At 41.3% G+C, this 18,650-nt stretch carries 21 protein-coding genes and 2 pseudogenes; 8 read left to right on the forward strand and 15 right to left on the reverse strand.

The annotated features are described in order from the left end of the window. Positions 1 to 90 precede the first annotated feature (90 nt). Entirely contained in the window at positions 91 to 336 is a 246-nt protein-coding gene (locus tag ACE1CI_RS26990; protein WP_413266540.1) for a type II toxin-antitoxin system ParD family antitoxin, read from the reverse strand. Positions 337 to 443: 107 nt separating this feature from the next. On the opposite strand from ACE1CI_RS26990, the gene ACE1CI_RS26995 reads away from it, so the two are divergent. After that, positions 444 to 1,271 carry a class I SAM-dependent methyltransferase gene (locus tag ACE1CI_RS26995; protein WP_413266539.1) on the forward strand — a complete coding sequence of 276 codons (828 nt, stop codon included), beginning with the start codon at positions 444 to 446 and terminating at the stop codon, positions 1,269 to 1,271. 299 nt (positions 1,272 to 1,570) lie between these two features. Here the strand turns inward: ACE1CI_RS26995 and ACE1CI_RS27000 are convergent, their stop codons facing one another. After that, positions 1,571 to 2,884 carry an ATP-binding protein gene (locus ACE1CI_RS27000; protein WP_413266542.1) on the reverse strand — a complete coding sequence of 438 codons (1,314 nt, stop codon included), beginning with the start codon at positions 2,882 to 2,884 and terminating at the stop codon, positions 1,571 to 1,573. A gap of 255 nt (positions 2,885 to 3,139) precedes the next feature. On the opposite strand from ACE1CI_RS27000, the gene ACE1CI_RS27005 reads away from it, so the two are divergent. Then, entirely contained in the window at positions 3,140 to 4,129 is a 990-nt protein-coding gene (locus ACE1CI_RS27005; RefSeq protein WP_413266538.1) for a pentapeptide repeat-containing protein, read from the forward strand. Between the two features lie 24 nt (positions 4,130 to 4,153). Here the strand turns inward: ACE1CI_RS27005 and ACE1CI_RS27010 are convergent, their stop codons facing one another. Together ACE1CI_RS27010 and nrtS are read right to left on the reverse strand one after the other, a co-directional pair. Beyond that, entirely contained in the window at positions 4,154 to 4,348 is a 195-nt protein-coding gene (locus ACE1CI_RS27010) for a hypothetical protein (RefSeq protein WP_413266537.1), read from the reverse strand. Positions 4,349 to 4,485: 137 nt separating this feature from the next. Then, positions 4,486 to 4,716 (reverse strand): nitrate/nitrite transporter NrtS, encoded by a 231-nt coding sequence (gene nrtS / locus ACE1CI_RS27015; protein WP_413266536.1) that lies wholly within the window; start codon positions 4,714 to 4,716, stop codon positions 4,486 to 4,488. A gap of 414 nt (positions 4,717 to 5,130) precedes the next feature. Between nrtS and ACE1CI_RS27020 the strand changes: the two genes are divergently transcribed. After that, a complete protein-coding gene (locus ACE1CI_RS27020; RefSeq protein ID WP_413266535.1) occupies positions 5,131 to 6,126 on the forward strand; it encodes a pentapeptide repeat-containing protein in 996 nt (331 codons plus the stop codon). Between the two features lie 239 nt (positions 6,127 to 6,365). Here ACE1CI_RS27020 and ACE1CI_RS27025 read toward each other — a convergent pair whose 3' ends face one another. From ACE1CI_RS27025 to ACE1CI_RS27035, 3 genes are read right to left on the reverse strand one after another with little or no spacing between them, the layout of a single operon-like run. Continuing rightward, positions 6,366 to 6,572, reverse strand: a complete 207-nt coding sequence (locus ACE1CI_RS27025; RefSeq protein ID WP_413263973.1) for a hypothetical protein — start codon at positions 6,570 to 6,572, stop codon at positions 6,366 to 6,368. A 28-nt stretch (positions 6,573 to 6,600) separates the two neighbouring features. Further along, positions 6,601 to 7,224, reverse strand: a complete 624-nt coding sequence (locus ACE1CI_RS27030; protein WP_413263974.1) for a hypothetical protein — start codon at positions 7,222 to 7,224, stop codon at positions 6,601 to 6,603. A 1-nt stretch (position 7,225) separates the two neighbouring features. After that, the gene (locus ACE1CI_RS27035) at positions 7,226 to 7,900 is read right to left on the reverse strand and encodes a hypothetical protein (RefSeq protein ID WP_496615846.1); all 675 of its coding nucleotides are present in this window, start codon (positions 7,898 to 7,900) and stop codon (positions 7,226 to 7,228) included. Between the two features lie 111 nt (positions 7,901 to 8,011). On the opposite strand from ACE1CI_RS27035, the pseudogene ACE1CI_RS27040 reads away from it, so the two are divergent. The 3 genes and pseudogenes from ACE1CI_RS27040 to ACE1CI_RS27050 form a co-directional block, all read left to right on the forward strand. Next, positions 8,012 to 8,560, forward strand: a pseudogene (locus ACE1CI_RS27040) (nuclease/transposase family protein); the annotation flags it as partial. Between the two features lie 600 nt (positions 8,561 to 9,160). After that, positions 9,161 to 10,972, forward strand: a complete 1,812-nt coding sequence (gene ltrA / locus ACE1CI_RS27045) for a group II intron reverse transcriptase/maturase (RefSeq protein ID WP_496615598.1) — start codon at positions 9,161 to 9,163, stop codon at positions 10,970 to 10,972. 94 nt (positions 10,973 to 11,066) lie between these two features. Next, positions 11,067 to 11,696: pseudogene (locus ACE1CI_RS27050) on the forward strand (RNA-guided endonuclease InsQ/TnpB family protein); the annotation flags it as partial. Position 11,697: 1 nt separating this feature from the next. Here ACE1CI_RS27050 and ACE1CI_RS27055 read toward each other — a convergent pair. The 7 genes from ACE1CI_RS27055 to ACE1CI_RS27085 form a co-directional block, all read right to left on the reverse strand. Next, complete coding sequence (locus tag ACE1CI_RS27055) at positions 11,698 to 12,036, reverse strand: hypothetical protein (protein ID WP_496615847.1); 339 nt, start codon at positions 12,034 to 12,036, stop codon at positions 11,698 to 11,700. Then, positions 12,029 to 12,277 (reverse strand): hypothetical protein, encoded by a 249-nt coding sequence (locus ACE1CI_RS27060; protein WP_496615848.1) that lies wholly within the window; start codon positions 12,275 to 12,277, stop codon positions 12,029 to 12,031. The genes ACE1CI_RS27055 and ACE1CI_RS27060 overlap by 8 nt, the downstream gene beginning before the upstream one ends. A 44-nt stretch (positions 12,278 to 12,321) precedes the next feature. Further along, positions 12,322 to 12,678 (reverse strand): hypothetical protein, encoded by a 357-nt coding sequence (locus ACE1CI_RS27065; protein ID WP_496615849.1) that lies wholly within the window; start codon positions 12,676 to 12,678, stop codon positions 12,322 to 12,324. 127 nt (positions 12,679 to 12,805) lie between these two features. Continuing rightward, positions 12,806 to 13,633: a hypothetical protein gene (locus ACE1CI_RS27070; RefSeq protein ID WP_496615504.1), complete on the reverse strand. Its 828-nt coding sequence runs from the start codon at positions 13,631 to 13,633 to the stop codon at positions 12,806 to 12,808. Between the two features lie 2 nt (positions 13,634 to 13,635). After that, on the reverse strand, positions 13,636 to 15,192 hold the full coding sequence (locus tag ACE1CI_RS27075) for a hypothetical protein (RefSeq protein ID WP_496615850.1): 1,557 nt from the start codon (positions 15,190 to 15,192) through the stop codon (positions 13,636 to 13,638). Beyond that, complete coding sequence (locus tag ACE1CI_RS27080) at positions 15,161 to 15,502, reverse strand: hypothetical protein (protein ID WP_496615851.1); 342 nt, start codon at positions 15,500 to 15,502, stop codon at positions 15,161 to 15,163. Before ACE1CI_RS27080 ends, ACE1CI_RS27075 begins: the two co-directional genes overlap by 32 nt. A 13-nt stretch (positions 15,503 to 15,515) precedes the next feature. Continuing rightward, entirely contained in the window at positions 15,516 to 16,601 is a 1,086-nt protein-coding gene (locus ACE1CI_RS27085; protein ID WP_413266877.1) for a hypothetical protein, read from the reverse strand. A gap of 185 nt (positions 16,602 to 16,786) precedes the next feature. Here ACE1CI_RS27085 and ACE1CI_RS27090 point away from each other — a divergent pair, with 185 nt between their 5' ends. Next, entirely contained in the window at positions 16,787 to 17,392 is a 606-nt protein-coding gene (locus tag ACE1CI_RS27090) for a tyrosine-type recombinase/integrase (protein ID WP_496615326.1), read from the forward strand. Beyond that, on the forward strand, positions 17,392 to 17,994 hold the full coding sequence (locus tag ACE1CI_RS27095) for a hypothetical protein (protein WP_496615852.1): 603 nt from the start codon (positions 17,392 to 17,394) through the stop codon (positions 17,992 to 17,994). Before ACE1CI_RS27090 ends, ACE1CI_RS27095 begins: the two co-directional genes overlap by 1 nt. On the opposite strand, the gene ACE1CI_RS27100 is transcribed toward ACE1CI_RS27095, so the two are convergent. Continuing rightward, the gene (locus tag ACE1CI_RS27100; RefSeq protein WP_413264858.1) at positions 17,989 to 18,372 is read right to left on the reverse strand and encodes a hypothetical protein; all 384 of its coding nucleotides are present in this window, start codon (positions 18,370 to 18,372) and stop codon (positions 17,989 to 17,991) included. The two genes, ACE1CI_RS27095 and ACE1CI_RS27100, sit on opposite strands and share 6 nt — an antisense overlap. Between the last annotated feature and the right edge of the window lie 278 nt (positions 18,373 to 18,650).

Consider the following 18,650-nt stretch of genomic DNA (forward strand, 5'->3'; position numbering starts at 1 on the left):
AGGCAAATCTGGCTCACGCTGGTTGAAATTATAATAAATTACATGATTTGACAAGTTTTTAACACTAACCTGAGATAGAACTTTTTTCAGCTAGCGTAATTTCTCCTCCAATCTTGCTATCACCACTTCACCATCTACTACATCTCCACGTTCGATAGAAGCCAACCCAGCCGCTAGTTTTTCCTTAGTTTTTTCTTCCCATTCCTGATAACTCTTCTCCCATTCCTCCAGCAGTTTCAATGCTTTCACAATTACATCTTCAGCATTTTCATATCTACCTGTGGCAATTCGGGTTTGGATAAATTGCTCGTATTCTGCTTTTAGTTGAATGTTCATAGTTGTTTCTAGTTATATAGAGGCATGGTGCGTTACGTTAGCACTAACGCACCCTACTTATAGAGGCTTTGCGTAAGTCCTAATAATATATTTTCCCTGAATTGCTCATGCAAAACTTAAAGCAGATTCTCCAAAAAGAGTGCTATGGTAAAGACCTGGAACAACGCAAACATTGGTACTCTCACGCCGCCCAAGCTTATCAGCAGGCAAGACCGCGCTATCCAAAGGAAATAGTCGATCGCGTTATAGACTTGGCTAAACTCTCCTCAGACTCAACCTTGCTGGAGGTGGGATGTGGGCCTGCGATCGCTACTCCTGCCTTTGCCGTTCTTGGTTGTCGCATGGTTTGTGTCGAACCTAATCCCGATTTCTTTCATCTGGCACAACAAACCTGCGAACCTTACCCCAATGTAGAACTACAAAATTGCTCTTTTGAGGAATGGGAGTTAGAACCTCAAGGGTTTGATGCGGTATTAGCAGCTAGTTCTTTTCATTGGATTGTGCCAGAAATCGGCTATCCGAAAGCAGCAGCAGCATTGCGTCCAGAGGGACATTTGATTTTGTTGTGGAATAAAGAACTTCAACCCCGCTACGAGTTGTATCAGCAGTTATTAACGGTTTATCAAAATGTTGCACCATCGCTAACTCGTAGTTACGAAGATAGCGCCACGCAAGCGGCGATTCTCGATCAATTGGGGCAAATGGCGATCGAATCCGGTTACTTCAAGGATATGGTATCTGGACATATAGAGGTCGAAGTTACCTACTCAGTGGATCGATATTTGATGTTATTAAATACTTATTCGCCTCATTTGAAACTAGAAACAGAGCAGAAACAAGAATTATTTGCCGGATTGCGACAGGTGCTAGAACAAAACGGCGACACCGTTGAATTATCTTATGTTTCTGCTTTTCATGTTGCCCGACTAAATTAGAAACTAATTCACTGAGTTTTCGTTCGCGTAGCGTGCCGTAGGCAATCCCCCTAAATCCCCCTTGAGAAGGGGGACTTTGAATCCAGTTCCCTTCATGATCTCAATAGCGAAGCTTCCGCTGTTTCCCCCCTTTTGAAGGGGGGTTAGGGGGATCTAATATCGATTACCTAAATGTTTGCGAAAGATGCTTGGGAAAGGGCGGGTTTTGATTTTAATCTTATGGCTGGGTATTGTAGGCTTTTGGCTAAACCCGCCCCTACATTTATTTGTATCAATCATTTGGGTAAACGATATAACTATTAACTCGAAATTGCCAATTCTGCTCTTAAGAAATCTACAAACTGGCGTGCAGTACGTCCCGATCGACCATTATGGCGAGTCGCCCATTGTAATGCCCTTTGTTCTATCTCTTCTGCTGGTAATTTTATGGCAGCTTGGTTTGCTAAATGCTGCACAATATTTAAGTAGGTTTTCTGATCTGCTGGTTCAAAAGTTAAGGTTAAACCAAAGCGATCGCTAAAGGAAAGTTTTTCCTGCATCGTATCCCAAGCATGGACTTCTTCATTGTCGCTTGGTCGAGGTCTGTCTGCAAAAAATTCTCGAATTAAATGCCGTCGATTAGAAGTAGCATAAACCACCACATTTTGCGGTCTGGCGGTTAAATTTCCTTCCAAAACTACCTTTAAAGCTTTGAAAGCATCGTCGTCTTCTTCAAAGGAAAGGTCATCAACAAAGATAATAAATTTCTGGGGTAAATTTCGCAACTTCTCGACAATAGATGGTAGGTCTTTGAGTTCAGTTTTGCCGACTTCTATGAGGCGGAGGTTGCGATCGCCATATTCATTCAACAAACTTTTCACCAAAGAAGATTTTCCCGTCCCTCGACTCCCATAAAGTAACACATGAAGCGCCGGATAACCCGCTAGTAAAAACTGAGTATTTTTAATTAGCGCTTCTCGCTGTAACTCATAGCCAACTAACTCTTTTAAATTAATTGGATCGGGATACAAAATCCCAACTAATTCTCCCCCTAGCCAACGAAACGCCTGATATTCAGCGAAGATACCAGTGCCAAACTCTCGATAATAATTAGCTAAATCTGACAAAATCTCTGTCCAATCTTCTAATTCTTGCCAAGTGGCGATTAACTCCATTTCTTGAGTCGATCGAGGAATTGCTGGATCTGATTCTAAATACCAAACAACCGGAGCTAAAGGTAATTGAGCCGCTTCTTGAATCCAATAACTAATATCAGCACCACTACATTCATAAAGACTTTGTAATGCTTGCAAATCTTGTCTAGCAGCAGCTACCAAAGCAGGTGGTAAATCTGCTAATTTGTGATATTGTGCTTGTTGGCTAAAAGGATTTTCATCCCGGAGGATTTTGCTTAATAAATGTTCTTGCCAACTTTGATTTTCACTAGCTAAAGCCTTTACCCATTGCCCATAAGCTTGTAAGTAACTTAGTCCATCTGCATCGCGATGTCTTAAAGCTTGCAGTAAATTGAGGAAAGCCACACCTGGGGGATCGTTCAAAACAGATTGGTACAGCAATAAAGAAGCCGCTTGACGTTGGAGAAATTGTACAGGAGCGATCGCAGAAGCATTCATCAATACAAGAAATAGCGAAAATCTAGTGCCATAAATTATCGTAGCAGCAAAAGTAACCTTATTCACACTAATAATAGTTGCAATCGTCGTTTCAATCATAGCCTGTGCGATCGTTCCAAGTTAAAAATTATTTATATTTTGCAAAGAAACTATATTGAAACTTAGTAAAAAAATTTTTTCACGTAGGTTTACTGTGGAGATTAAGCATAAATAAATCTAGACTGATTAATATAGGCTTCACTAAGGAGCAAAGAAATGGACGCGAATGAATTAATCGAACGTTACGCCCTCGGAGAAAGAAACTTTAGTGGGAGCAATCTCATCGGTGTTAATTTAGAAAGAGCTAACCTGGCAAAAGCCAACTTTTCAGGAGCATATTTGGCAGCAACTAACCTAAGTCGAGCGCAACTAACAGGAGTAAATTTTGAAGGTGCTTTCTTACATCGGGCGAACTTAAGCTTTGCTAAACTTAACGAAGCAGTGCTAACAAATGCCGACTTAACTAAGGCTAATTTGCAAGGAGCATATTTAGTTAAATCAATACTTAAAGGAACTAAATTAAGTGGAGCTAGATTAACCGCAGTCAACTTGCGTTTAGCTAACTTAGAGGGCATAAATTTATGTGGCGCAGATTTACGCGGAGTTAATTTACGTTCTGCAAATCTTATCAATGCTAACTTAAATTGGGCTAATCTCACCGGAGCTAGATTAAGTGGTGCATTACTCCAAGGAGCATCACTTACGGGAATAAAGTTATCTCAAGCTTTACTCAACGGTGTAGATTTGAGTGGGATGGAATTAGAGGGAGTTAACTTTAGTCAATCCAAATTAAGTGGTGCAAACTTAACAGGAACTAACTTATCAGCCACTAATCTAAGTAATTGCCAATTGCGAGTTTCATTATTAGCTAGGTCAAATTTGCACGCTGCTAATTTAACCGGATCGGTACTTTATAAAGCTGATTTATGTGAAGCAAATTTGCACAAAGCAGATTTAACTACCGCAACCTTAATAGAAGCCGACTTAACAGGAGCAAAACTAAACATGGCTAATTTAAGTGAAGCTAATTTATCCAATGCCAGTTTGCGGAAAGCTTACCTGTGGGGAGCTAATTTAAATGTAGCAGAATTGCGCGGAGCAGACTTAAGAGGAGCCAGCCTAAGAGGTGCTTATTTACATGGTGCAGGCTGGCAAAAGGCAATTTTAACTGGTGCAACAATGCCTGATGGTACTTTGCATGATTAGTAACCTTAATTAAGGATTATTCAATTAAAAATTATTAACTAAGCAGTTAAAAGGAGCGTACTCAAACCTTTGTTCGTAATTAGTTTCACCATATAAATTAAAGCTGATTGTGGGTGTATTGGCGATCGCTTCTACATGATGAATGGCATCCGGCATCAAACAAATAATATTTCCCGCTGACAAAATGCAATCACCAATTTTTTCTATAAAATTAGGCAAGTTAACATCATCAGAGCGTCGCCAAAAAGTATTTTTTTCTTGAAGCGATAAAGGCGATAGGGAGAACTAAAATTTACAGCATCATCTAAAATTTCCCTAGCTTCAAATTGCCCATCATTTCTGACTAACCAATCTCTTTAGCGCCTTCGCGTCCGGCTTACATATTGTCCGTGAATATTGACGCAGTAAGGAATTATGTAAGTTAATCCCGCAGAAATCCAGCGAGCGCGATTCATTTCTCCTTTAATTACAGCAGAGCCATGATTTATGAGAAATAAAATTGTCCCAACTACAGCCGCGACTTTTACAGCTGTTGGCATTAACTCTTGATCGAAAAGACAAAGACAGTATTGCTTGAAAGACTTCATATATTAATCCAACATCCAAATAGCTTTCTGATTCGTAATATACATAACACTCTGCTATTCTTTAATCAAGACGCTGTGAAATGCCAAGCTGAATTACCGTTAACGCTGGTAACGTTGAATATATGCAAGCCTAATAAAATTTGACTTAATGTAGGGTGCGAAGCGTGCCAACGTAACGCACCATTACACTAATTAAATAAAGCTAGGACTGAAGTCTTTACTACAAAGCTATTGCAGGTAAAGTTCTCCTAAAAGAGAGTTGCTTTCGCTAGTATTAGTAAAAAAAGTAAAAATTCTTCACGTTGCAGCAAGTAAAATTATGATTGACAACAAAAAAGTTAATATTTTTTTTAGTATATATTGGGCAAGCTATAACTAGAGACTATTTTTAGCCATATATGGAGATTAATCATAATGGAAGCCAACGAATTACTAAAACGCTACGCAGCAGGAGAAAGGGACTTTAGCGGAGTTAATTTAATTGGTGTTGATTTGGAAGAAGCCGATTTAACAGGCATCAATCTTTCCGGTGCCTACTTAGCAGCAGCCAACTTCAAGCGATCGCATTTAAACGGCAGCAATTTAACTAATGCTTTCCTCCACAGAGCAGATTTAACCTTTGCCAAAATTAATGAAACATTATTAACAAATGCTGACTTAACAAAAGCCAACCTTCAAGGAGCTTATTTAGTTAAATCTGTCCTCAAAGGAGCCAGATTAAGCGGCGCAATTCTCACCGCAGTTAACTTACGTTTAGCCAACTTAGAAGGCGTAAATTTTTGTGGCGCAGATTTACGAGAAATTAACTTTCGTTCCGCCAACTTAGTAGATGTTAACTTTAGTTGGGCTAATCTTACCGGAGCAAAATTCAGTGGCGCAATCATGCGGGGAGCATTACTCAACGGAGTAAAATTAAGTAATGCTTGGTTAAATGGTGTAGATCTAAATAGTGTAGATTTAGAAGGGGTTAATTTAAGTCAGTCAAAACTAAGTGGTGCTAACTTAAGTGGAGCTAATTTATTAGCTAGTAATTTAAGCAATACTCAATTGCGTGTTTCCATGTTAACTAGAGCAAATCTTCATGCAGCTAATTTAACTGCTGCTAATTTAACTAAAGCTGATTTGTGTGCAGTTAATTTAAGTAAAGCTGATTTGAGTCAATCAAATTTGAGCAAAGCTGACTTAACAGGCGCGAATTTAAATATGGCTAATTTGAGCGATGCTGATTTAACTGAAACTTGTTTGCGGGATGCTTACTTATGGGGAGCCAACCTTCGTGTAGCGCAAATGAGTAAAGTAGACTTGCGGGGTGCTAGTTTGCGCGGTGCATTAATGGAAGCTACAGAAAATCAATTGCAAGAGGCTATTTTAACAGGAGCCACGATGCCAGATGGCAGTCGTCATTTTTGACTCCTAAACTAGAGGAAAATTTCAGGTCGTGCATTTTTCTCTCATTATGCACGATCTGATTGTTTCCTTAATTTTTTGCTAAACTCACATAACCTTCACAGCTAATTATGTCAAGAGTAGGAACTTTTCATAATGATTGCAAATATTTATTTAATCGCGTGTAACACTGTGTTATGTTGAATCCCCAACGTGAAGTTTAGGAAAAGTGCGATCGCGCATTTTGGGACCCTTCGCTTAGACTAACTTTCCCTTAGCAGTGTCGGCTTGACTCGATCGCTAGGAATGGTTTTATCGTCAATATCAGATATTTCATCATCCGATCGATTAATGCGCCAAGTAATGTACCTGACTCCCGACCACCAACACAAATTGCAACCACTAAAGCAGGTACATTCCACCGCTACTGTTTCAAAGTCAAAAACCGATCCATCATCTGTCATAGTCATATTTGCAGCCGCCCGCTCAATAGTTAAATTAAGCCACAAATAGCTCGAAGATTTTTAAATCATAGATGCTCATTCGAGGGTAATATTGCGTCGTATCCATGATTCTATATCTGATTTTTGAATAAGAGACAGGCATAATAATATCGATATTTACAATTTTTCCACTAGCAGAAACCGGATCTTCGTTTGCCCAAATGGGAATAAAAGAATTACTCGCAGAATTAAAAACTGAAACCTCAGAATAACTCCTCATAGAGGCTGAATTAGCTATCAAAATTTTGGTTTTTATTTGGGTGAGCGCGGGCAACGTCACCGAAGGAATTACATCTACCCACCCTTCAGCCCAAGCTCCATCTGCCGTTTGAAATAAATTTGTTGAGGTTGATTCATCACCATCAGTAATAGCAGTAAGATTCGTAGGTGCTGATGCCCACACTCCCCCCGGTAGAAAAGAAGCGTTTAGCGTTAATTGTCTATATTGAATTGTGGCATTATTTTGTTTAATAGTACTTATTTGACTCAAAATATTATCAAGTTTTGTGTTTACTGTTGATAAATTAGTAGTGGGAATTTGACTGATTTTTGTTTCTAACACATTAAGTTGAGCAGCAATTGGAGTTAAGTCAACATCTGTTGAAGATGAATAAGGCATATTAGTTACTACTTACACATTCACAAACTGTACAATTTCCGGTTAAAGTTCCGCTACTAGGAGCAATCCATATTCCTGAAATTGACGTATCAGGAGGTGTTCCCGGTCCGGGGAATTCAAAAATGGTATAGGGTTTGATTTTGTCATCCCATCCACCACTTTCATTTTTAACCGTCCCACCATATTTAACTAGCAACGTTCCATTACTGTCGTTGTAGATAGTAAGTTTAGTTCTATTGGTTCTAGCATTAGCAATATTTTTGGCTGTAGTTACTGCTGTGGTAGTTGTTGCAGGAACGGGCGTGTTTTTAGGTAAAGTAACATTTCCAGAATTAGCGCCTACTGATGAAAAAGGTATATCAGGTTTACCTTTCCAGATTTTAATGTTTAAATTCGTCAGCCAGAAATTAGGGTCAATTCTTAGCTTGAAATTATTGGAATTGACGTAAACGTATTGATATTGTCCCAGCGTCAAAGTGTCTTTTTCGCCTACCACGTCGCCTATCGAGGAAGGAGACAGAACGGTAAAATCTCCAGCGCTGTATCCCTCGCTAGTGGAGCTAGCCAGAATTACGATGTCTTGAACCGTGAGGCCAGTAACTTCAAAAGATGCGATCGGACCGGGTGGAGTCGGTGCAACTTTTTGGATGTTATGTAGCAGTTCTTCGAGGATCACCAGAAAACGAGCGGGAAGCCCCTGGCTTTAGACATGGGGAGGAACGCGATTAGCGGTTTTAACCGCAGTCAAGTTTTGTGATCTACTCATATTTGTGAGTTTGTTGAGGTTATGGAACAAGTATTGACGCTAGTTGTAAGACTTGATGTATCCGAAGAACAACATAAATTGTTGGCGGATACATCAAATGCTTTTGCGTCAGCTTGCAACTGGATTAACGAAACAGTTAATCCAAACCTAACCAACAGAAACTCGATTCAAGCAGTTTGCTACCGAGATGTAAAGACAAAGTTTGGATTAACGGCAAACCACGTAGTTAGAGCTTGTGCCAGGGTAGGAGCAAATAGACTAACAGCCAAGCAAAAAGGCAGGAAAATTAAGGGTTTTAAACCCACCAGTTTTGATTGTGATGCTCGAACATTCCGTTTTATCGAAAAAGATTGGAGTGTAAGTGTTAGCACAATTGGTAAAAGAGCTACCATCCCATTAAAAGCAAGCAATTATCATCGTGGTAAGTTAACAGGACAAGAGCCAACATCGGCCCAAGTTTGTTTGCACAAAGATGGTAAATGGTATGTCCATATCCAGCTAAAATCAGAATCTCCAGAACCATTAAAAACAAATAATGTGATTGGGGTTGATTTTGGAAGAAGGGATATTGTGCGATTCGTTGACTAGAAACCAGTTCATACCAAGGATTCGGGGGATTAGTCGCTAGGTTAATTATACCTTGACAACTTGATAGACATGAAGGTGAGAGGAAGTATCCTAGAAAACTCAAGTCCTTTCCCACAGGTGCAGTGGTGAAAGCACTTCCCCTACGGTAGCGACTAGCCATCAATCCGTAAAGCGGGGATGAAAGGAGGTAAAACTGACAGCCTAAGTTGGTTCCCTTCGAGCAAGAACCCATGAGTAACATAAGGTGAAGACACGGTAAACATCGTCAGGCTGTAACCAGCGAAATAAGGCTTATGCGCTGGAGCCAAAAGGCAAAGGATAAGGGAAATGGCAGTGATATCCTGACCATTATGCACTTCCAATAAACCCGGTGTACAGTGTCACTCTAAAGGTTCAAACAATGTCTATCAGGAACGAAGTAACCTCTCGTATGCTCTCAGGATGGTCGATTTCCTGAGTAGGTGCTAACCGGATGCCGCGAGTAGGAAAGATAGAGTCAGAAGCGAACGCCTTGGGTAACTCTAAGGATATGCAGACAGACTCACGGTGAAATGGAAGATAGAGGTTCAAGTAGTAATGGAAATGTCAAAAGCACGGGGATTTTCTCCGATGATTGAATGGAAGGCGATACCTTGGCGCAAGCTGGAGCGTAAAGTCTTTAAATTACAAAAACGCATCTATCAAGCCTCTCAACGTGGCGATGTGAAGTTAGTTCGTGGACTCCAGAAGATACTGATGAAGTCCTGGTCAGCAAGAGCATTATCGGTTCGTAGAGTGTCCCAAGATAACCAAGGGAAAAAGACGGCAGGTGTGGATGGGCAGAAGAGTCTAACCCCAAAGCAACGTCTGACTCTAACAGGTGAATTAAAACTGGGGACTAAGGTCAGCCCGACCCGACGAGTATGGATTCCAAAACCGGGAACGGATGAGAAACGACCTCTAAGTATACCTACAATGAAAGACCGTGCCTTGCAAGCGATAGTCAAGCTGGCATTAGAGCCAGAATGGGAAGCGCGATTTGAACCGAATTCATACGGGTTCAGAACCGGACGCTCATGCCATGATGCGATAGAGGCAATTTACAAAAGTATCCACTGCAAGTCTAAATTTGTGCTGGATGCCGATATTGCCAAATGTTTTGACCGCATCGACCATAAGGCACTGCTCAACAAATTAAATACATTCCCCACCCTTCGCCGACAAATACGAGCGTGGTTAAAAGCGGGAGTGATGGATGATATACAGTACCTTGATACATCTGAGGGAACGCCGCAGGGGGGGGTCATATCTCCACTATTGGCAAATATCGCCCTTCACGGGATGGAAGAACGAGTAAAAGAATTTGCCGATACTTTACCCACCAGAGGTGGTTTTGGCAAAAGAGACAACCGAAAAGCTCTCAACCTTATTCGTTACGCCGATGACTTTGTGATTCTCCACGAAGACATAACCGTTGTCCAAAGATGCAGGGAAATTATCTCTGAATGGTTAAAAGGCATGGGACTGGAATTAAAGCCAAGCAAAACAAGGCTTGCCCACACCCTTAGTCAATGTGGGCAAGAGCAACCAGGATTCAACTTCCTCGGTTTTAATATACGTCAGTTTCCAGTGGGAAAATACCATACTGGGAAAACCTCAAGAGGAAACCGACCTCTAGGCTTTAAAACCATCATCACCCCAAGTAAAGAGAAGATTAAGGTACATTACAAAAAAATAGCAGAAGTAATTGAAGCCCATAAGACAGCACCTCAAGCGGCGCTCATCAGTCGAATAAACCCCATCATCAAGGGGTGGGCTAAATATTACTCAACCGTAGTAAGCAGTGAGGCATTTTCAGATTTAGACAACCTCGCCTACCTTAAACTTACCGCTTGGGCAAAACGCCGACACCCAAACAAATCATTAGGATGGGTGGCAAAGAAATATTGGCAAACAATAGGAGGCGTAAATTGGGTATTCGCAACCAGGTCAGAGGGTAAAAACCCAATGCGGTTACTAAAACATAGCGCCACCGAAATCAAGCGCCATGTAAAAGTTAAAGGCGAATCGTCACCATACGACGGAAACCTGGTTTACTGGAGTACAAGAATGGGAAACAGCCCTGAAATACCCAAGAGGGTTTCAACACTCTTGAAGAAACAGAAAGGGAAGTGTACCTGCTGTGGACTAACATTCCGAGAAGACGATGTAATGGAAGTTGACCATAGAATCCCCAAATCGCAAGGTGGAAAGGATTCATACGATAACTGGCAACTTCTACACAGACATTGCCACGACACAAAGACTACCAACGATAGTAGTCTGGGCAAAAAATCCGGTTGCAATAGTACCGAACCTAAGCCCACCAGGAGACTTGAAAAAGTCGAGGATAAATGGGTAATGAGGTATGCGTGAAAAGCACCATATCACAGAGGAGCGGAATGAAGGGAAACTTTCACGTTCCGTTTTGAAGACCAGTGGGACTGGTGACAGTCTCACTGAGTTTAATGCTGTTACCAGTACAGGCAAATCTTGGTCAGGTAAACATATTCAAAGTGTGCGAGATAGATATAGTCGAGCAAGAACTTCTTTGCAGAAAAAAGCTTCCCAAGGCACAAGAACAACACGGCGTAGATGCCGTCAAATTCTGCAACGGTTATCGGGAAGAGAGAGAAGATATCAAGCTTGGCTAAACCATAACATCAGCAAGGTAATCATTTTAGAAGCTAGAGATACCCAATCCTTTGTAGCCATTGAAGATCTGACTGGGATTAGAGAAGATTTGAATGAGTTGCCAAGAAGTAAAACTGAACGCCGAAGAACTAATTCTTGGGCGTTTTATCAGTTAAGAACTTTCTTGGAATACAAAGGCATTAAAGAAGGGGTAAAAGTTATTGCTGTTAACCCTGCTTACACTTCTCAAACTTGCAACTGTTGCTTGCATATTGGAATCAGAACTGACAAAAAGTTCAAATGCAGCAACAAAGTTTGTGGTTGGATCGGGGATGCTGACGAGAACGGCTCTAAAATGATTGCGCTATTGGGGCGGAGTGTAAGTCTGCCTAGAGGCTCAGAATTACTATCTTGCGATATTAATTCTAGGGCTACTGAAAGCCCCGCGATTCCATCGCTGGGGTAACTTACGGTGCGTACTCCCACAATTGAATAGTTGCAGTTCCGATCCAAATGTGAGCCACAAACTCAACTTGGAACGGAACCACATCAGCAAAGCGATAAAGTTTCTCTCCAATAAATAACTGCCTGATTTCGCCCGTTGCTTCCCCAGCCTGAGTAGAATGCTTGGTCTTGAGCCAACCACACCTAATCCATGTCCTCCTATGAGTGCATTGAGCCTTAATCAAAAGTAAAGGCTGGGTAAATTGAAAACTTCCCAGCGCTGGATTATCCTCATCATTACTCGCACCATTAGCGGTGATGGTTTCTCGCAAGATAAAACCAGCGCTAGAGATATCAAGCATTTTCTACTACAAGTACAGGAGCAGTTGCTATTGGAACATCGAGAGACAGTTCCACGTTTATCGAAATTAACTTAAGTTCCTTGTCTGTAAAAGACTGATATGCCCGACCGAGATAAAATTTGGCCTTCGATTTATCATCAAAGACAGCAAGAGCTTTTTGATCTGGGACAAAGGTTGCTCCACTGAAAAACTCAACCGCCTCACCTTTTTCGTTAACTGCAACAATTGCAAATTTTTCCATTTTCTTTTTTTCTCCTAATTAAATGGACTAATAAAAATTATCTATTAGTACTCGTAATTGATACGGCGCACTGGTGTCGCCTTAACAATCTTTTTGCCAGCATAAGTCTTTCCAATCAAAGAATCTAACGCGGTATCAGCTTTCTCTGGGGAACACAGCATAATTGTACGCTGTTTCTTTGTGGCATTGACGCGGTAGGTAATAGCAACGGGAAAACAACCTCTTTCCATCGCTTCTGCTGCCCCTTCAGCCACGATTGCCTCAGAGATCTCTGCATCCGCTGCTACTTCCGTCCATCCGAGATCTGAGATGACGTTTTGGATGTTATCCTTTTGTCGGCGCAATAAAGCAACTTGGTCAGTTCCAACCTTGAGCTTATATAGTTCTTTCGGGTTTGGCATAACAAATTTTCAAAAATTCAACTCAAATCACCGTAGCATCTGCACCTTGGCTACAAAGCTAGGAGGAAAACTATAGTTCTCCGTGCTTCGGAGATAGACTCAAAATAAATTCGAGATATCAATTGAATTACCTAACGAGCGGGTAGTCATTGATCCGACTAAATGGGTCATAAAGCAATAGGCCCTTGTCTACTCCATAGAGCGACATGGAAGCCCATCGGAACTTAACCGTCCCAGTCGGTCGCCACCGTCGCTTACGCCGCATCTCGCCATAAACTGTTTCAGTGCTCGGCACGTTGATAGAAGCTTTATGGGGGATATGTTCTTTAAAGTTTTCCTCATTGAAAGCGTGGTCGCGGATGCCAACGATCTTTCTACAGACATTGATAGCTTCTATTTCTGACTGAGCTAAGATCCGCAAGTCATACCCATTCTCATTATCCAAATAAGTGAATTTAGTCTTGCCCTTATTCCACTTAAAAGGATTTTCTCGCGTCCCCATTGCTGCTTTGACATCTCTAGCCAATTTAGCAGCTTTTGTTTCAGTCATTGTTTTATAAGTTTCATCCATTAACCGAAAAGATATTTCTGCTTCCATAGGTCGATAATCGTCAGGGGTAGCTGCTTTATCCTGAGAAAAAAATAAATGTACCTGCGGGTGATAAGTTACCTCATTTCTTTCCTGGAAAGTTTGGATTGGGTATCCATAATAAGCGGGCTGCCATTTAGCCGCCGCTCCAATATTGATATCAAAAAGCCACATCCTTAGAAGAGCAATAATTGCAGAATCGCGACTACTAATAGTACAAGCAAGTTTTAAAGAAGCAGGTCCGGTGACGATTTCTGCTTCTTTGCCTTCTTCTGACTTGAACCATTTATTAACTCTGGCATTGTGCAATCTTTTTAATTGAGTTTGCAAATGTTGCCAATCATCAAAACCCTCTGGTAATGGCATATTTATTCATCCTGATTTTTTAGGTGTTCGGGTTCTATTAGCACGCCTACGCTATTAAGTGCAGCCAGAATTTCCGCGTCGCTAATTGGTTTATTGTTTTCGGTTAGTTTGGGCAGGTCTTCTTTGAGAGTTTTTTGGAATTTCTCGTTATTCTCTTTGATGTCATTTATATTTTGTTGCACAGATAAAGCAGTAGAGGTTAGCTGTTCAAATACCTCTGCGGTATTCTGCACGCCTTCTAAGAAATTAGTCATGCGAATCCCCCAAGTGTTTCCTCTAGAATAGTTTTCAGGAAACCAAGGTCCACCATTAAAAATCACTCCGGCTTTTCTTAAACTGTTACCAATTTTCCCGGTATTTTCACAAGCTAAAGTAGCTAAAGAGCCAACATTATCACCAAGTTCTCGAACTGACCAAAGTAGGGTATTACCCGCCGATACGATTCTATTTGCAGCTGCCCAGTCTGCTTTAATCTCAGTCCAGAGTTGCACGCCGAAAATAGTTTTCATTGTGTTATCTAGAAATTGACTAACAGATTTACTGGTACTGATTTCTTCTCCATCTGCGTCAGCTACTCCCATTGATTTAAGGATTAGATTCATAGAGTTATCAACCACTGAAAACAGCGTCACTCCGATATCACGGCTGAGATTTATTGCATTGTGAAAAGTTGTAATGAGGGTCAAAGCTTGCATTATTTCCCCGACATTTATCATTTTTCCTAGCTTCGTTTTCATATCTTTAAAACCACCGTTCATTCCTTTCCAGGTTGCATAGCCGATAGTTCCAGCGGCTATCGCTGTACCACCTGCAATTGCAGCTGTATATTCAGTATCTTGTGCTGCATTAGATGGCACTCCCTCTGTCGCTATTTGTAATTTGGCTTGAGTGGTGGCAACAGAAGATCGAATAGAATCTAATGGTCTGCCTGGTGCTTCAATGGCAGCAGCAGTCAGCGTAGCAGTTACCGCAGCGCGATTGTTTACCTGCCAAAACTCATTCAAATCCCACTTAGCTTTGGCATATTCATCCATTGTTGTTTGTTTGGTCTCAATGCTGTTAAGCTTTGTGGAAAATGTACTGTTTAAAGTGCCAATATCCCGCGATAACATACCGACACCATTGTTAAGCTCAATTTTGATGTCTGAAGTGTCAGTTTTAACAGCATTTACGTTGTTAGCGACAGTATTAAGCTGTTGCATTGACTGAGCGTGATTGTTTTTTATTAAAGTTTCTAATCCCGCCACTTCTGCCTCCAAATTCTGTATTTTTGTTGCTTGTTGTTGAAGCTGTTGATTTGTGGTTCTTTCTAGCGTCGCCAGCCCACTTTTTAGCGCTCTGTTTTCCGCTTCAATCCGACCTATTTTGGCTTCAAACGAACCGACTTTTACTTCTAGCTCTGCTTTGGCTTCATAAAGGTGCGAAACGCTCTGCCCAATGGTGTCGAAAGTAGTCCAAATTTCCCAAGCAGTAAACGCCAGTGCCGCAATTACTGCCACCACCTGAGCGATTAAAGGCAGAATAGCCTTACCGAAATTTAAAAAGGTTGCGTATCCCACCTTGAAGCATCCCACCAGTCCCGGCTTTACCAGCTTGACTTACACTTTCTAAACTGGTAGTTGCCTCTTTTAATTTGCGAAAGCTATCGAGGGAAACAACATTATTTGCATTACCAGGAAGCGGCATTACTATCGGAGCAATCGCCAAACCTCCTAATACAGCCATCGCTGGACCTAAATCGCTTAAAATATTATCAAAAGGACCGTTCACATCCCCCGACTCAAATTTTTTATCAGCAAGTTCGTTATCAATTTTCTGCCCAACTCCATCAACTTTGGTGATGATGGTATCGTACTCAAAACCTGGCATATTTCCCCCTAATTTAATTTGGTAATTCGTTCAATCTTTGCTCGATATTGTCAAATCTATTTAGCAGTTGGTTGTAGTCTGCATAATCCAAGCAAAAAGCATCAGTGCGCGTTGAACTTACTGCTGGATCTATGGTGATTTCTATATCACAAGGCTGGGCTTTCACCTCGAAAGCGTACTCGATAAAGTTGTATCCATCTATGGTTCTAGTACGAGTCTTTTTGATGCCAGTCCAAGAGGGATCGGGTAGTTGTGGTGTTTTTAAGGTGTAATAAGTTGTCCTGGTTACTGCTATCGTAAAAACTAAATCCATTACAGTCCCATAATGAGCTTTGTACAAAAGCTGATTGTTAATGTAAGGTTGGGCTTCTTGGAAAGAAAAAGCAGCTAGAAATTTGTAAATTTCAAAAAAATCACCTTCTGTAAAAGACCATAAGCGCTCACCATCTTTATAATACGGGGTTAGAGCGCTCCAGCAGTAGGGACGTGGAAATATTTCAATATAATCTAATTGATTTAATCCCGTGATGTTTAGATTGTTGAAAGTTGATGACGCTATTTTTTTTACTGGGGCACCAACACCAAGATTAACTTCATAATATGGCGCAGGTACAGAACTTGACTCCGTAAATGGTGGATAAGGGAAGGTAGCTGGATTAACAGAATAATCATTGGAATAATTTAATAAAATCCAGGCAAAATAAGCAGGGTTTAAAAACGCAAAGTGTGATTCAATAGAATCGTCAAAGTAATTAGCTGATGCAATATCAAGGACGATGTTATATGTAGTTTTCTTGCCTGAAATTAGTCCGCCTGTTGGACTACAATAACCGATTCTCGCCACAATCGTAGGAATTTCTAGGCAAGTTAAAACAAACCAAACACCGTTACACCAAGCAAAGCGACCTCCCACAATATAGGGGTGAAAAAGCGTACCAAACACCCTTTTTCCACCCATCCTGGCACTAATTCCTCCTTTCCTTGACGAATTAGCAATCCCCATATAACCAACAGGTAAAACTTCTTGATATTGAAAGTCTGCTGGTAATGGGTTAGGTATTGGTGATGAAGGCCCGTCAATCCAGGTTTCTACTTCCATTTCACATTAATTCCCACTTTTATGCAGAAGTTCGATATGTTCTGTGTTTTCACTGATTGCTTCAAAGCCTGTCAGGATATACTATTTAATTAACTCTTCACAAGGAGAGTAACAAGGGATTTCCAACAATTAAGCGAAAGTCGATATTTTTGGGAATTTTTATTAAATAAAAGTGGGAAGGAATTATGAAAATTGACAGGCATGGTAAAGCAGAATTTTTATCCCCAGAATATTGCAAGTTAATTAGAGAGCATTTACCCACGCCACGAGATCGGCTAATTTTTGCGATCGCACTTTACACAGGTGAGCGCTGGGGAGCGATTATTCAACTTGATGTGAAATATGTTTACAAAGATGCCAAAAACTCTATACCGCAAGACGAAATAACTTTTACCGCCGCTACTCGTAAAGGCAAGCGCGATACTCGTCAAGTGTTTGTTCATCCAGCACTTAAGGAACTTTTGCTAGCTTATCAACCGCCGCTGCAAGGTTGGCTCTTTCCTTCCCCCCACAACCCAGAGCAACCGATTGACTTTTCAACAGCTGACAAAATGCTGCGTCAGGTTCTAGAACGTGCCGGACTGTCTGATAAAGGCATCTCGACACACTCAACTAGGTTGACATTCATCACCACGTTGCACGAGCAGGGATACGACCTGCACACTATCCAGCAACTTACTGGGCATCGTAGTTTATCTACACTCGCTGGGTATATTAAGCCAAATGGCGATCGACTAAAAAAAGCGATCGCCTCACTCCCTTCCTTTAATACAAGTTTGGTAGCAGCATAATGGACTTAGCACAACGTATTATCAAGTACATGACCGATAAGGATTATCGAATTTCCACAGAACCCGGTCAGGTCAACATTGTTTACATTGAGGGCGTTAACCCCGACGGTACGATAAATGCCGATCGTTTGGATGAGTGGAATGATTTGAGAATTGTCATTACTTTTCAGTTTGGCAATCCGGCCATTGTAGGTAAGTACATCGCCACTACCGAACCGGGACGGAAATACACCATGCAGCCAATGAATCGCAATGGAGCAGCGCGAATTCAGTTCGGACAGTACAAAGCTTGGCGCGTTGGAACTCATGGAGGTTCTCAGCCACACGAGGCACTCGTGCAAGTTACCCCGGTGTCGGTGTGTCGGGACTTAAATAAGGATGGGGTTAGGACTGGGGATAAAGTCCACACTGGTTTGTTTGGGATTAACCAACACTGGGGATATGACATGAAAAATGTCGGTGCTGCCAGCGCTGGTTGTTTAGTTGGTCAAAGCCGGGAAAGCCACAGACAATTTATGGGATGGGTGAAGGCCGATCCGCGCTACCGGACCGATCGCAATTACATCTTCCGCACCACCATTATTGCTGGCGACAAACTATGACTGTTTGGGTAATGGCGGTGTTACCGGGCCTGACATTTCCATCATTCTACGCAGTTGACAGATCTCTAACACTAGGGTTTGATTCTGGTCGCGTAGTACTTTGTTCTGTTCTCTGAGGTCTTTAATCATTTCTTGCAGCATCGCTCGATCTGCCTGGTCTTCGGCAATCTCAGCCATTTCTTCAGCTTTGGAAAGTTCTAACCTGTGCTGCCACCAGTCCGAAACGGACTTAACGATTTCTCTGACAATTAAGACTCCTAAGCCTAATCCGATGCTGCCACTAACTAAAATGTCACCCACCGGAGATGTAGTGCTGTCGGGTAACGGAATATCAATATCTGGCTGTTTGTTTGCTGTGGCGATTAATAAAGCTTTCATAATTAATGTGATAACTTGTAACGCTTTTGTTACTATCTTTCTTCATTGATTCCCACTTATCAATACAGAAGATAAAATCTTTTGAGAGTCTTTAAAAAAGGCAGTATATCTTACTATTTATCTGTACTGGTGCTATTTGAGGGGTCTAACCCTTCATCGGTAGTATATATGGCGTACTTGCTTAAGTTTATCCGTAGAGATTCTATAATCACCTGGGCTTTACTTTTCCCTTCAACTTTCATGGCAATTTGTATTAGCTGTGAGTCTAGTAAAGTGAT

The sequence above is a fragment of the Floridaenema flaviceps BLCC-F50 genome (assembly GCF_041929275.2).
GTDB classification, from domain to species: Bacteria; Cyanobacteriota; Cyanobacteriia; order Cyanobacteriales; family Aerosakkonemataceae; genus Floridanema; species Floridanema flaviceps.

What these genes read in the sequence shown, in the direction of transcription:
- ACE1CI_RS27020 (WP_413266535.1), top strand. Translation starts at nt 5,131, where the DNA reads ATGGAAGCCAACGAATTACTAAAACGCTACGCAGCAGGAGAAAGGGAC.
- nrtS (WP_413266536.1), bottom strand. Translation starts at nt 4,716, where the DNA reads ATGAAGTCTTTCAAGCAATACTGTCTTTGTCTTTTCGATCAAGAGTTA.
- ACE1CI_RS27090 (WP_496615326.1), top strand. Translation starts at nt 16,787, where the DNA reads ATGAAAATTGACAGGCATGGTAAAGCAGAATTTTTATCCCCAGAATAT.
- ACE1CI_RS26990 (WP_413266540.1), bottom strand. Translation starts at nt 336, where the DNA reads ATGAACATTCAACTAAAAGCAGAATACGAGCAATTTATCCAAACCCGA.
- ACE1CI_RS27005 (WP_413266538.1), top strand. Translation starts at nt 3,140, where the DNA reads ATGGACGCGAATGAATTAATCGAACGTTACGCCCTCGGAGAAAGAAAC.
- ACE1CI_RS27095 (WP_496615852.1), top strand. Translation starts at nt 17,392, where the DNA reads ATGGACTTAGCACAACGTATTATCAAGTACATGACCGATAAGGATTAT.
- ACE1CI_RS27070 (WP_496615504.1), bottom strand. Translation starts at nt 13,633, where the DNA reads ATGCCATTACCAGAGGGTTTTGATGATTGGCAACATTTGCAAACTCAA.
- ACE1CI_RS27000 (WP_413266542.1), bottom strand. Translation starts at nt 2,884, where the DNA reads ATGAATGCTTCTGCGATCGCTCCTGTACAATTTCTCCAACGTCAAGCG.
- ACE1CI_RS26995 (WP_413266539.1), top strand. Translation starts at nt 444, where the DNA reads ATGCAAAACTTAAAGCAGATTCTCCAAAAAGAGTGCTATGGTAAAGAC.
- ACE1CI_RS27025 (WP_413263973.1), bottom strand. Translation starts at nt 6,572, where the DNA reads ATGACTATGACAGATGATGGATCGGTTTTTGACTTTGAAACAGTAGCG.
- ACE1CI_RS27055 (WP_496615847.1), bottom strand. Translation starts at nt 12,036, where the DNA reads ATGCTTGATATCTCTAGCGCTGGTTTTATCTTGCGAGAAACCATCACC.
- ACE1CI_RS27085 (WP_413266877.1), bottom strand. Translation starts at nt 16,601, where the DNA reads ATGGAAGTAGAAACCTGGATTGACGGGCCTTCATCACCAATACCTAAC.
- ACE1CI_RS27100 (WP_413264858.1), bottom strand. Translation starts at nt 18,372, where the DNA reads ATGAAAGCTTTATTAATCGCCACAGCAAACAAACAGCCAGATATTGAT.
- ACE1CI_RS27060 (WP_496615848.1), bottom strand. Translation starts at nt 12,277, where the DNA reads ATGGAAAAATTTGCAATTGTTGCAGTTAACGAAAAAGGTGAGGCGGTT.
- ACE1CI_RS27080 (WP_496615851.1), bottom strand. Translation starts at nt 15,502, where the DNA reads ATGCCAGGTTTTGAGTACGATACCATCATCACCAAAGTTGATGGAGTT.
- ltrA (WP_496615598.1), top strand. Translation starts at nt 9,161, where the DNA reads ATGTCAAAAGCACGGGGATTTTCTCCGATGATTGAATGGAAGGCGATA.
- ACE1CI_RS27030 (WP_413263974.1), bottom strand. Translation starts at nt 7,224, where the DNA reads ATGCCTTATTCATCTTCAACAGATGTTGACTTAACTCCAATTGCTGCT.
- ACE1CI_RS27065 (WP_496615849.1), bottom strand. Translation starts at nt 12,678, where the DNA reads ATGCCAAACCCGAAAGAACTATATAAGCTCAAGGTTGGAACTGACCAA.